We start from the raw sequence: 13514 nt of genomic DNA, 5'->3' as shown, positions 1-13514 counted from the left end.
ACTGACGAAACCTCCTCCAAGATTGACGGACGGCACATGACAAACATGGCGCAAATGCAGGAACAACGACTTGATGCACTCAGGCTGACGCGCTCGGGCGCTCCCAAGTTACCGTCAAACCCATTTTTCGGGGTTGGGCCTATAACGGATGCGACCGCTGACGAAGTCGACAGCCGCTTGCGGCGAATTGCCTTCGACGCCTGGATAGAAAAGACCTATCGCAAGTACGATGATAAGGGCAACGACATCGGAGGATTCACAACCGCCGAGATCTCCCGGAGCATGCACCGCGGTTATCCGGCCGACAAAATTCTGACCGACATGATGCGAGCAATCCATCGGTACTTCGGTTTTCCGAAGTCGAACCGAATGGCGGTGGGACTGGGCGGTGGTCACAGCGGCTACACTGTCTGCGTCCAGCATCTGTTGAACGCGAATGACGCTTCCCAGCATGTCTACGTTGATACCCCCAAACCGGAGAGCGATCCCTCGAAGGCGGCGGGGTTCTTCCGCCAGTCCTGGGCAACCCAGCTGATCGAAATGCAGCGCTTTGCCGAAAAGGGCTGCGAGAGCCGCATCCACTTCGCCGCCTCCGAAGGCGTGATTCCGACGGCAGCTGAGCTTTCCGAGTTCGGCGTTTCAATCTTCGTCGGTGTCGGCCACGAGACGACGGGAGCAAACGCCTATACTAGCCGCGAGGTTCGCGAACTCCTGAGCTGGATAGACGGCGATCCGGAAAACCGCCATGCGGTTTTCGATGCTACATCAATGCTAGGCGCCATGCCGTGGGAACCGGAACTGGTTGCCGCCGTGATGGCGAAGTGCTGCCTGTTCATGCCCTTTCAGAAAGCGATCGGCGGGGTTTCGGGTTATTTTGTTGCCTCCTTCACGCCGCATGCCCTGGCTCTCATCGAGAAGAACCAGCAAAATCCGGCTTGGGCGATTCCACGGCAGCTGAAGATCGCGCCGCCGATCGATCCTAGGCAACCGCTTTCGGCGAAGCGCTCCGTGGATGCCGGCCCATTCTACGATGCCGCCGAAGACCGGATGCTGGGCGGCGTCATCAACACCTACAGCGCGCTCGCCTTTGCCGAGACCACCTTCGGCCTCTTGCAGTCGGAGGCGCGTGTCGGCTCTGTCGTTGAGCTCAACCGCCGTTCTGCCGCCAATCGTAAGGTGATCGACGAGTGGATCCAGTCGCATCCGCTTCTCTCCCTGACGGTCACCAACCCCGAACGGCGCGGCGCGGCTGTGACGCTTCTGAAGGTCAATGACGACGGCATCACCGATCCCGAGATCCACGCCCGCATCATTGCCCGCTCAAAGCAGTTGCTCGGCTATGAGGGAATTACCCATCCGAACGGTGAACATGAGCCTGGCCTGGACGCGGCGCGCTACGTCAATGCCTTCCCCGGCACACCAGGCGACTACCGCGCTTGGGTAGGGGGCATTCGCGAGCCGGAAGATATCATCGCACTCTTGGAGAATCTCCAATACGCCTACCTGCGGGCCAAGGTCGTTGTTCTTGAAGAGGAGATGGCAAAGAGCGGCGTGATCTTCGAAGCCCCGGTCAAGGAAGAGGGCGCCGTTCGCAAAGACGATCCAACGCGCGCCTACGCCGTGCTGATAGCGGATCTTGTGGGCCTGCGCTTCAATGCCGCGGGTCAGCCGGATCACAGCGAAATCAAGACCTATGTAGAAGAGAAAGGCGGCATCTTCCATCTCGGCCCGCTCGGCGACCGGTCCGCTCTCGAGAAGGGCCGCATCCATTTCTTCTACCAGCCGAATCTCAGCACCGTGGCAGAAATCCTCCCGCTGACCGACAAGGGTCAGTACGATGCGCTGATCGCCGCGGCGACCTTCATCCCGAAGGCCTCTGTCTTCCCGTTCGGTGGCGTGCGCATTGGCGCTGGAACCGGCAACATGGGGTCGGCTTCTTGGGGAGGCGGCAACGGCGAGGGTGGCAGCGCGCCGCTGATGAACACGCCTGGTATCAACAGCCGGGCGACCGCTCAGATGGCGATGAAGGCGATCTTGAGGGGCGTGCCTGACCTGCCTGTCGATGCGCTCCACCGGATGGTTGCAGAGGGTGACTTCGACACTGGCCGGCAGCTCAAGGACTTTCCGACTGCCAAGCTCGAGGGGCGGAAGATCGCCATTCTTGGCTACGGCAATATCGGACGCGAAGTCGCCAAGCTCGCCAAGGCGTTCGGCATGACGGTGGCGATCTATGCCCGCGAGCATCACAGGCGCTGGATCGAGGCAGAAGGTTTCGACTATGCGGCAAGTCCAGTTGCGGCGGCGAGTGGTGCCCACGTGCTCTCGGTCCATATCGGTCTCGGTCGCCTGGACTCGGCAACTGGCATCTATTCCAACGCGGGAACCGTCGATGTGAAAGTGCTAGGTGCGATGCACGATGGCGCGGTGCTGGTCAACTACGACCGCGGTGAGGTCGTCGACGCCATCGCGCTCGACCAAGCGCTGTCGTCCGGCAAGATTGCACACGCGGCAATCGACGCGGACCTGTTCAAGGACGCCACTACCGGCAGTCTGAGTGGACCGATGCTTCCTTATCTGCCACTCGAAAAGCGTCACAAGGGCAGGCTTGAGTTGCTCCCGCATGCCGCCGCCGACACCGATCATCCCTCGCGAGTGACCGGTGCGAAACAGGCAGTCGACCAGATCTTCGACGTCATCCAGTTCAAGTCGGTCACCAACCTCAAGGGTGACCTGCCGGAGGGCTATGTGTCAGCCGGCGCTCGCGCGCCCGTCGGGATTGGTCGGGTAACGAAGCGGGCGTTTGCGGAGGTCGGCGGCAAGCGCGAACTCCTGGAGGAGCTGCGAACGACGTCGGAAAATGTCGCCGCGATCCTAGGCGCTCTGTCTGCAGTCTCCGACGCGGACCATCGCGGTCGGATAACCGAGCGTTACAATGGTCTGCTCGTCGAAAGTGTCGACCGGCAGCGGGCACTGCTTGATCAACTCGGCCTCTATGGGCCAGCGGAAGAGTGAACCGTGGTGGCACCCGATCAACGCCGATCGTTCCTGGCCTCGCTTTTCGATGCTGCCGTTGCGGCCGCTGATCCGCGGAAGGTGATTGCAGCACATCTGCCGGGGCGGCCAAAGGGCCGCACCGTCGTCATCGGCGCGGGAAAAGGCGCCGCGCAGATGGCAAGGGCCTTGGAAAGCTGTTGGGATGGTCCGCTAAGCGGAGTCGTCGTTACACGATACGGCTTTGGTGCCGTTTGTGACAGGATCGAGGTCATTGAAGCCTCCCATCCAGTGCCGGACGAAGCTGGCCTTGTCGCTTCACGGCGGCTTCTGGAGACCGTTAACCGACTGTCGGCCGACGATTTAGTGATCGCCCTCATATCTGGCGGTGGCTCGGCGCTGCTACCGGCTCCGCCCGAGGGGCTGACGCTTGCGGATGAGATTGCGGTCAACGACGTACTCCTTGCGTCCGGAGCGCCTATTTCGGCCATGAACGTGGTTCGAAAACACCTGTCGCAAGTCAAAGGAGGCAGGCTAGCCGCGACAGCACATCCTGCGAAGGTTGTGTCACTCATCATATCGGATATACCGGGTGACAATCCGGCGCTTGTCGCCTCCGGCCCTACAGTGCCGGACGACACCACGAGGCATGACGCGCTTCGTACGGTCGAGCGCTATCGGCTCACTTTGCCTAAGGCAGTCATGCGGCATCTGCAAAGCGATGCCGCCGCCGCCCCGCACATCGGCGATCCACGGTTCAGCGGAAACGAGGTCCGTATCGTTGCATCGGCCGGCGTCTCACTGGAGGCGGCGGCTGTCGAGGCGCGGCGCCGTGGTGTTGAAGCGATCGTTCTGTCTGATGCAATCGAAGGGGAGGCAAGGGAAATCGCGCACATGCACGCCGCCCTCGCGATCCAGGTGGCGGAACGGAACGCGCCGTTCCGCAAGCCGGTCGTTCTTTTATCTGGCGGGGAGACGACGGTTACGCTTGCCGGAAACGGTAAGGGGGGGCGAAACAGCGAATTCCTCCTATCGCTTGCCATTGACATTGACGGCAAGAGTGCAATCACTGCGATCGCAGCCGACACCGATGGTATTGACGGATCCGAGAACAACGCGGGAGCCTTTGCTGACGGTAACACCGTTGCGAAGTTGGCTGCGCGATCGGTTGATGCCCGAAAACTGCTGGATACCAATGATTCCTGGTCGGCGTTCAACGCGATAGGCGACCTCTTTACTTCGGGCCCGACCGGCACGAACGTTAATGATTTTAGGGCGATTCTCGTTGAGTAGGGTCTCGCCCAGGCGCTTACAGCGCGCCGCTGGGAATTAGAGGCCGAGGCTGTAACCGTAGCTTTCTACCCCTTGCTCATCGCACGGTGACGATCACCTGAATTTCGTGCATGAACAGGATCGCGCGCTACGTTCACACCGGCGCGTGGTCTACAGCCATGACGATTGCATCGCTGTTAGCCCGGGGCCGCACCTGTGATCGAACGGGTCGCGATCGATAGCGTTGCGGCTTCGTCTCCTACACTCAGCTCTCTCATTGCTTCCACTCTCGAACGCCATCTGACCGCAGAGGAGCCTGCAACGATCGGCGAGACGGACAAGGCAATGACGCAGGCTGGAAGGTGGCAGGCATTAACGCAGCAAAAGCCGGGGCGGATATCGGTTTTATCGGGCATACATCCCTCGGCGCGGGACTGCCGACAGGTGATGTGCGCCGCTATGACTTCAATGCCTGCCTGCGGTTCGTTGGCAAGCTGATGGTAACGGAAGTCCTTGCAACGGCACTGGAGGAAATCCTTGCACGCTGCAATCAGGATGGCGAGATCGCACTTCCAGCCCGCACCGACGATTGTCGTTATGCCAGCCCGACAAACCGAAGCCGAAAGTTCGCTACAAGCTGGTTTGCAACGACTGGTCGGGAACCAATCAGAAAGCTATTTCGGCAGAAGCGATCTTACGTTCACCGAAGTCGCCGATATCAAGATCAAGCAGACCTTCATGGATGCCTTGAGCCCATAGCAGATGGTATGAACGGCTTGGGCCTCGCATCTGGGTCTCGACCGGACGTGCTGCACTTCGAGTTGATGATAGACGATGGTCTGTACGACTGACTACAAACCTCAGAAATAGAATGATGCCGGACGGGACGTTCTGCGAAAGAGACGGTCGCGACCGGTCGTCACGATCTTGATGCCTGGATGGCGCTGCTGGAAAGACGACGGTTTGGGAACCAGCCGATTGGCTGCAAGTGACGTCGAAGCTGCGACAGTAATGTATGGCGCATCGTTAGTGGGATTGTCTTCCGGCTCCGCTCGATCCGCTGAAAGCCTGACCGGATATTGTCGTTCGGCAATCGTCCCGCATCGGTAAGCTCCCCCCGGTTATCGCGCACGAACGAATCCACATTGCAATGGCGATCAAGCGTCTTGATCGCGTGTTAGATGCTCGGCTGCGTATTCAACTCCACCGCGAGCTGAAGTTCAGCTTGCCCTGGTTGCGGCCGCGAAGACGAACAGTGAATGAGTTGAGGGCTCATAGGATGAAGCCTTGACATAATCTGAATTTATATCAGTCGTCTTCGATTTCGTCTCCAGAGGCACGAAAATGTCGTCTACGCTCCTGGAACCGTAGCGGAACTCATTTGCTTTCGCGGTCGGCCCGACTCTGCGCGCGCACATGTGACCTCTCATCCACATCTGCGCGTGAACGGTCGAGAACCTGTTGCTGAATGACAAACAACGTTTGGGGTCTTGCGGTGAGAACTCGTCCAGCATGGCTGACGCGCCGCTTTCGATGCGCGGGGCGTAATGCAACTTGGAAGTTATCGTATAATGTGTGTATACGAAGATTATACAAATCTCTTGACTCGGTGGGAGCGTCGTGCGACCTTGAAATCACGACGCGAGTAGGTTCTCGCAGTAATCAGGAACATCCAAATGCCATCATCGAACCTTCGTGGTGTGCTATCGGTCGATCCGCCGAGTTTGATGTCTTATGATGCGGTATCGCCACTCCTAACGTGGCGCGGTGCTGTCGAGGCGATCCGTGCCGGCCATGCTTCAGCGCGCCCTAATCAGGCCGACATTCTGATTGGCCCAAGCAAAGGGTTGCTGCTCAATCGTGCCGCCTTCATCGAGGATCTCGGTTACGCCGTGAAGGCGGAAACAGTATTGCCAGCTAATGCCGCGGAGGGTCTGCCGTCGGTTCAGGGCGCAGTCCTTCTGTTCGACGCCAAGACCGGCTCGCTCCGCGCCGTCATCGACAGCAAGCTGGTCACTGAATTCAAGACAGCGGCGGATTCCGTTCTCGCTGCAGAAATCTTGGCGCGCCCGGAAAGTCGCCACCTGCTGATTGTGGGCGCCGGCGCAGTAGCTAAGAACCTGGCGCGGGCCTATAGTGCAGCTTTTCCTCGTCTCGAGCGAATTTCCATCTGGGCTCGGCGTCAACAGCAGGCAGCGGAACTCGTCTCCTCGCTAAATGATCTCGGCCCGGATCTGTCCGTCGCAGAAGACCTCACGTCGGCGGCGGCAAGCGCTGATATTGTGTCATCTGCTACCATGGCACGCGAACCAATTATTCTTGGAAGGTGGGTTCGAGCGGGAACGCATGTCGATCTCATCGGCGCGTTCACGCCGGACATGCGCGAGTCGGACGACGAGTTGATCGCCAAGGCAAAGATTTATGTCGACTTTCGCGATACAACCGTCAGTTTTGTCGGAGATCTCACCCAGCCGATCGCTTCGGGTGTGATATCGCGGACCGATATTCTCGGCGATCTCTACGATCTCGTGGCGGCAGGTAGGCCGGTTCGCGGGAGCGCATCTGATATCACGGTGTTCAAGAATGGTGGCGGCGCCCATCTTGATCTGATGATCGCGAACTATGTGGCCGAGGTGGTTTCGCGCGCCAAACAGTAGCGCGCCGACCCTTCAATCAACTCACATTTTTTCTCGGGCCCTGGCCAAGCGGCCGAGGTAGACGAGCAAAAGAGCAGGAATTCCAAATGGCCTTCAAGAGAACACTTCAAGCTATCGAGACCCACGGCGGAACCCCCATGCGGGTTGTCACTGGAGGCATTCCGCACATTCCCGGTGCAACCGTCTATGAAAAGATGAAGTGGCTGGAAGAGAACGACGATGGACTTCGGAAGCTTCTTTTGCGTGAGCCGCGTGGCTATCCCGCGCACTGCTGCAACATCATCGTTCCGCCGTGCCATCCCGAAGCCGATGCAGGCTATATCATTCTAGAGCAGATCGAATATCCGATGATGTCGGGCGGGAATACAATCTCCGTCGCGACTGTGTTGCTCGAGATGGGGATGCTGCCCATGAAGGAGCCGGTGACGGAGTTGGTTTTGGAGGCCCCCGCCGGACTTATCCGTATCAAGGCAGAGTGCAGCGGAGGCAAAGTCAAGAATGTGACCTTTAAGAACGTACCCGCTTTTGCGGTGCATCTAGATGCCGTTATCGATGTTCCCCATCTCGGAAAGATTACAGTCGACGTGGGCTGGGGTGGCATGTTTTACGTTATTGCCGACGTCAGGCAGTTCAAGGGCCTAGAGCTGATACCGGAACATGGCCGTGAGATCACCCGGGTGTCTTCGATGATCCGGGAGGCGGCAATCGAGCAACTCCCAGTCGCGCATCCGGACTATCCGGGCGTCGGTATCACAGTGTCGCAGCTCACCGGGCCAACTGAAGATCCGAAAGCCGACTGGAAAAATGCTGTCACAATGTCCTCTGGCACATTCTCCTGGGACGATCCCTCGACCTGGACGGGCGCCATCGACAGATGCCCCTGCGGTACGGGGACCTGCGCGAAGATGGCAGTCTTGCACGCGAAGGGCGAGCTTCCACTGCATCAGGACTTTCGACACCAGGGCATCGTGGGCACAGTCTACACGGGCCGCCTGGTCGAACAAGTGGAGGTCGCTGGGCGAACCGGAGTCGTCCCTACGCTTAGTGGGACCAGCTGGATTCACGGGTTCAATACGATTGTCGTGGACAGCGACGACCCATTTCCCGAGGGTTTCACGCTCGGTGACATCTGGGCCTGACTATTATTGTTCTCAATAGGTTTGGGGTCCCGGCTAAAGGTTCCGACCGGAAACGTATAAGATAAGTATACACTCGTTATACAATAATTTTGACTCCGTCGCCTTGGTGTGTCAGGCTGTTCTGGTGTGGAATGCGATAGTCGGGAGGGAGCCGTGAGAGGCGGAAAAGACGGGCTTTACGAAGACATAAAGCGGAAGATCTTGACTATGGAGCTTGAGCCAGACCAGGACCTCGATGAGGGGTCGATCGGCGATGGCTATGGTCTTTCGCGGACGCCGGTTCGCGAAATCTTCCGTCGCCTCGAAGGCGAGGGATACATTGAAATTCGGGCAAACCGCGGCGCGCGCGTCAGCCCTATGACACACCAGTCACTCCGGCAGTTCTTTCTAGTCGCTCCGATGGTCTACGCGGCAATCGGCCGATTGGCAGTTCAAAACTTCAAGAAGAGCCAACTTGTCGACCTAAGCGACACTCAGGAGCGCTTCCGTCGCGCAAGTATCACTGGCGACCCGGATTCTATGGTGCTTGAGAACAACCGCTTTCACGAGATCATCGGCGAGATGTCTGGCAATGTATTTCTGAAGCCAAGCCTTGATCGGCTGCTGATCGATCACGCCCGCATTGGCCACACTGTCTTCAGACCGCGCAACGACGACATGCGCCGGCGCTTGCAGCTGTCGGTTGAGCACCATGATGGGTTCATCGCGGCAATCGCCGCCCATGACGAAGATGCTGTAGTCGATCTCGTTTTCGAGCATTGGGAATTGTCGCGTTCCAACATGGAAATGTTTGTCGCGCCTACAGGAATGAAGGCGGATGCCCTCGTGGAAGGCCCAGCTAACGAGATGGAGAAACAATCTTGAAATTCGAAGGCATTTATACTCCGGCGGTAACGCCGCTCTGCCCGGACGGGCAGATAGACAAGAGGGCGTTCGCAGCCGTGCTGGAATCGCTGATCGAAGCGAAAGTGCACGGCATCATCATTGGCGGTTCCACCGGTGAGTACTACGCCCAAACTTCGCAGGAGCGGATCGATCTTGGCGCCTACGCCAAGGAAGTAATCGGAACCCGACTCCCTCTCGTCATCGGCACGGGTGCGACACGCACGGAGGATTCCGTTGCTTACGCCAAGGCGGCGAAGGAGATCGGCGCGGATGCCATTCTTGTCGCCTCGCCGCCCTACGCGCTGCCGACAGAAAAGGAAAACGCCGTCCACGCGTTGACGATTGACCGCGCGGCGAATTTGCCAATCATGCTCTACAACTACCCTGCCCGCATGGGCGTGATGATGGGCGAGGAGTATTTTTCGCGGGTCGGCAAGTCGAAGAACGTCGTCGCCATCAAGGAAAGCTCCGGCGAGACGGCAAACCTGCACTTGCTCGCACGAAAGTTCCCACATATTGCGCTCTCCTGCGGTTGGGACGACCAAGCGCTAGAGTTTTTCGCTTGGGGTGCGAAGAGTTGGGTTTGCGCTGGTTCGAACTTCCTGCCGCGCGAGCATGTCGCGCTCTACGAGGCCTGCGTCCTCGAAAAGAACTTCGACAAAGGCCGGGCGATTATGGCGGCGATGCTGCCGCTCATGGATTTCCTTGAAGGCGGCAAGTTCGTGCAGTCAATCAAGCATGGCTGCGAAATTATCGGGCTTAAGGCCGGCCCGGTCCGCGCACCGCTGCGTCCCATGAATTCCGAAGAAAAGCGAACCCTCCAGACTGTCGTCTCCACCTTGAAGCGCACAGTCGCCCTGATTACGTCGGGAGCCAACAATGCATGAACCCTTGACTGCAACCGAATACAAGGCGATTGCCGCCGGACTTGAGCTGCCTACCAACGCCTTTATCGATGGAGCCTTCCGGCCGACCAATTCCGGCAAGACGTTCACGACAATCAACCCCGCCACGGGCGATGTGTTGGCGGAGATCGCGGCCTGCGATGCCAGCGACGTGGATTTCGCCGTCGCAAAGGCCAGACAAGCATTCGAGGATGGCCGCTGGCGCCAGCAATCGCCAGGTGACCGCGCGGCCGTGCTCCTCAAGTTCGCCAAACTGCTGGAGGACAACCGCCATGAACTGGCCGTCATGGAAAGCATCGATAGTGGCAAGCCGGTGCGCGAATGCCAGACTGTCGATGTTCCCGATACGATCCATACGATCCGCTGGCACGCGCAGTTGATCGACAAGCTTTACGACAACACCAACAATGTCGGGCCGAACGCCTTGGCGATGGTGGTCCGCGAACCAATCGGCGTGGTCGGCTGTGTACTGCCGTGGAACTTCCCTTTGCTGATGCTTGCCTGGAAGATCGGTCCGGCGCTTGCCGCAGGTTGCTCGGTCGTGGTGAAGCCGGCGGCGGAAACCACGCTGACGACGCTGCGTGTTGCCGAACTCGCTCATGAGGCGGGCATTCCGGCGGGGGTGTTCAATGTCGTGACGGGCAGCGGCAAGGACGTTGGTGAGCCGATCGGCCTACACATGGACGTCGACATGGTGGCCTTCACAGGCTCAACGCCTACTGGCCGCCGTTTCCTACGCTATGCGGCAGATTCGAACCTCAAGAAGGTCGTCCTCGAGTGCGGCGGCAAAAACCCGGCCGTCGTGCTGGCCGATGCAGAAGACCTCGATCTCGTCGCCGAACAGGTGGTCAACGGCGCCTTCTGGAACATGGGTGAGAATTGCTCAGCAACTTCCCGTTTGATTGTCCATGCCAGCATTAAGGACGAACTGCTGAAACGCGTCGGAGCTTACATGCGCGAATGGAAGACCGGCGATCCGCTTGATCCGGAAAACCGCATTGGCGCACTCGTCAGCAAGAGCCATTTTGACAAGGTTAAATCCTTCCTCGACGATGTAGCCAACGAGAAACTGACCCTTGTGGAAGGTGGGAATACCTATGAGGGTGCCTTCATCGAGCCGACGGTGGTCGACGGCGTGTCGCCGGCAAGCCGCCTCTTCCAAGAAGAAATCTTCGGCCCGATCCTGTCGGTTACGACCTTTGAGAATCTCGCCGAGGCCGTGTCCCTCGCAAATGACACCAATTATGGCCTGACAGCGTCGGTCTATACCGGGAGCCTCCGCAACGCGATCCGGCTTTCCCGAGACATTCGCGCCGGTCTCGTTACGGTTAACTGCTTCGGCGAAGGTGACGCTTCGACGCCCTTTGGCGGCTATAAGGAGTCCGGCTTCGGCGGGCGCGACAAGTCGGTCTTCGCTCACGACAACTATTGCGAACTGAAGACGATCTGGATCGACGTCTCGGAACGCTCGGTGGACGAGACGATACGATGAACGCCGGCGCCGTCAGACGATTGCCGGTAGAAAATCGCTTTACGGGCTGGGAGGCGATCAACCAGTGTTCGTGCCTAGCGCGAAGCTTCGATGGCAGTGTGACGGCGGACTGGCCGATCTTCGACGCGGGCTTTGCGGGTCTTTCTGCGGCTCGCCACCTTCTGGAAGTTCGTCAGCACGATAAGATCGCCGTGCTAGAGTCGAGTGAGATTGGAAAGGGGTCGGCGGAGCGCAATTCGCGCCGAAACCATGTTCCGGCCGTTGGCGAGGTGGAGGAGGGGCCTTTCTCCGCCTGCTGCGCAAACGGTCTCAGCACCGTGAAAAGTACGCTCGCCGGGGTTATGTCTTCGAACCTCGAAACAGGCCAGATCTCTCGCGAAATCGGCCAATACATGGATCACCAGATGCCGGCTCGGATACCGCCGTCGCCATTCGCGTCGCTCGGAATCAATTCGGTGATCCGGCTACAGGAATTGCGTGCGGGCTGCGAGGGATAGTTCCTCGCCGCGCAATATCAGAACCGTACAATAAGCCGGTTTTGAACGATAATGGGAACGAAAAGAGGGAATGCGACAATGAAAATGTTATGGAAAGCATTCTGCGCTGCGGCAATGGTTGGGGCGACGATTTTGTCGGCCCATGCCGAAGAGAAGACGATCACCATGGGCACAATGTCGTGGGAGGATTTGACGCCTATTACCGGCATTACCAAGAAGGTGCTGGAAGACAAGGGTTACACGGTTAAGGTCGTGGAGTTCTCCGAATGGGGCATCGCCTATGCTGCCCTGAGCAAGGGCGACATCCAGATCATCACATCGCAGACCGACTATGTTGCGCAAGACTACTGGGAGAAAAGCAAGAACCGGCTTGAGAAAATCTCGCCTGTTTCGCATGGATTGTATCAGGCGATCGCTGTGCCGGACTACGTCACGATCGACTCTATGGAGCAGTTGAACGACAATGCCGACAAGTTCGGCGGAAAGATCGTCGGCATTGAGCCCGGCTCGGGCCTGATGCGTGATACTGGCAATGCCGTCAAGGAATACGGCCTCAAGCTCCAACTCGTCGAAGGCAGCACCGCGGCAATGACGGCCGCGCTCAAGTCTGCCATCGATCGGCAGGAGTGGATTGCTGTCACAATCTGGGAGCCGTCCTGGATGATGCAGAAGTATCCCGTCAAGTTCCTCAAGGACCCGAAGGGCATCTATCCGCCGCCGCAAAGCTACTACTGGATCGGTCACAAGGGCTTTTCCGAAGAGAATCCGCATGCCCGTGAAGTGCTCGCGAGCGTGTACGTCCCACTCGCCGACATCACAGCGATCAATGGCGCGGTGAGCGACGGCAAGACCATGGACCAAGCGGTGGCAGACTGGATTGGAAGTCATTCCGACCTCATCAAGCGTTGGGAAAACATCAAGGACGAGTAATCGACGCGACGGATCGCTTTCTGCAAAAGGCGGTCCGTCGGCATCCGGACAAAGGAGAGCCGATCATGAACCGGCCCATAGGGAACATGACGAACACTGCGCAAACCGATGCAAATGAAATTTTGGTCGACTGCCGGTCGGTCTGGAAGATTTTCGGACATCGCGCGGCCGACGCTATCGAGGCGGTGGAGAAGCGCGGCCTTTCGAAGAAGGACGTTCTTAAAGAATTCAACTGCGTGGTCGGCGTCTCCGATGCCAACCTGCAGGTACGCCGCAGCGAAATCTTCTGCATCATGGGCTTGTCAGGTTCGGGCAAGTCGACGCTTATCCGTCTACTCAATCGCCTGATCGAGCCGAGCCTTGGCAAGGTGATTGTCAAGGGCAAGGATATCGCATCGCTCGACGGCGCCGCGCTAAGGGACATGCGAGCGCGCAACATCGGTATGGTGTTCCAGAGCGTCGCCCTGCTTCCGTATCGCACCGTGTTGGAAAATGCCGCGTTCGGTCTCGAGGTTCGCGGCGTGGTCAGGGACGAACGCAACAACGTGGCGCGTGCGGCGCTCGAAAAGGTCGGCCTTGCTGACTGGACCGAACGGTACCCGTCGGAGCTTTCCGGTGGCATGCAACAGCGCGTCGGTCTTGCTCGCGCCATCGCTGCCGATCCTGAGATCATCCTCATGGATGAGCCCTTTAGTGCGCTCGACCCGCTGATCCGCCGCCAACTGCAGGACGAGTTTCGCGAACTC

Annotated in this window: 10 protein-coding genes and 1 pseudogene; all 11 read left to right on the top strand. The window is 58.7% G+C overall.

The window, feature by feature from the left end:
• The first annotated feature begins 36 nt into the window (after positions 1 to 36).
• A complete protein-coding gene (locus I8N66_RS11635) occupies positions 37 to 3012 on the top strand; it encodes an NAD(P)-dependent oxidoreductase (RefSeq protein ID WP_291153803.1) in 2976 nt (991 codons plus the stop codon).
• A 3-nt stretch (positions 3013 to 3015) separates the two neighbouring features.
• On the top strand, positions 3016 to 4284 hold the full coding sequence (locus tag I8N66_RS11630) for a glycerate kinase (protein WP_291153800.1): 1269 nt from the start codon (positions 3016 to 3018) through the stop codon (positions 4282 to 4284).
• Between the two features lie 341 nt (positions 4285 to 4625).
• A complete protein-coding gene (locus I8N66_RS11625) occupies positions 4626 to 5114 on the top strand; it encodes a hypothetical protein (RefSeq protein ID WP_291153797.1) in 489 nt (162 codons plus the stop codon).
• Between the two features lie 825 nt (positions 5115 to 5939).
• A complete protein-coding gene (locus I8N66_RS11620; protein ID WP_291153794.1) occupies positions 5940 to 6920 on the top strand; it encodes an ornithine cyclodeaminase in 981 nt (326 codons plus the stop codon).
• Between the two features lie 86 nt (positions 6921 to 7006).
• Positions 7007 to 8059 (top strand): proline racemase family protein, encoded by a 1053-nt coding sequence (locus tag I8N66_RS11615; protein ID WP_291153791.1) that lies wholly within the window; start codon positions 7007 to 7009, stop codon positions 8057 to 8059.
• A 153-nt stretch (positions 8060 to 8212) separates the two neighbouring features.
• Positions 8213 to 8923, top strand: a complete 711-nt coding sequence (locus I8N66_RS11610; RefSeq protein WP_291153788.1) for a GntR family transcriptional regulator — start codon at positions 8213 to 8215, stop codon at positions 8921 to 8923.
• Entirely contained in the window at positions 8920 to 9831 is a 912-nt protein-coding gene (locus I8N66_RS11605) for a dihydrodipicolinate synthase family protein (protein ID WP_291153785.1), read from the top strand. Before I8N66_RS11610 ends, I8N66_RS11605 begins: the two co-directional genes overlap by 4 nt.
• Positions 9824 to 11341, top strand: coding sequence for an aldehyde dehydrogenase (locus tag I8N66_RS11600; protein WP_291153782.1), 1518 nt, complete (start codon positions 9824 to 9826; stop codon positions 11339 to 11341). Before I8N66_RS11605 ends, I8N66_RS11600 begins: the two co-directional genes overlap by 8 nt.
• Before the next feature lie 242 nt (positions 11342 to 11583).
• Positions 11584 to 11838: pseudogene (locus I8N66_RS11595) on the top strand (FAD-dependent oxidoreductase); the annotation flags it as partial.
• Positions 11839 to 11916: 78 nt separating this feature from the next.
• On the top strand, positions 11917 to 12768 hold the full coding sequence (locus tag I8N66_RS11590; protein WP_291153779.1) for a glycine betaine ABC transporter substrate-binding protein: 852 nt from the start codon (positions 11917 to 11919) through the stop codon (positions 12766 to 12768).
• 65 nt (positions 12769 to 12833) lie between these two features.
• Positions 12834 to 13514 (top strand): ATP-binding cassette domain-containing protein (locus I8N66_RS11585; protein ID WP_291153776.1); only part of this gene is annotated, 681 nt, incomplete at its 3' end.

This window comes from Ensifer sp. SSB1, assembly GCF_016652895.1.
Lineage (GTDB): Bacteria > Pseudomonadota > Alphaproteobacteria > Rhizobiales > Rhizobiaceae > Ensifer.
This window is presented reverse-complemented; position numbering and strand designations above follow the sequence as displayed.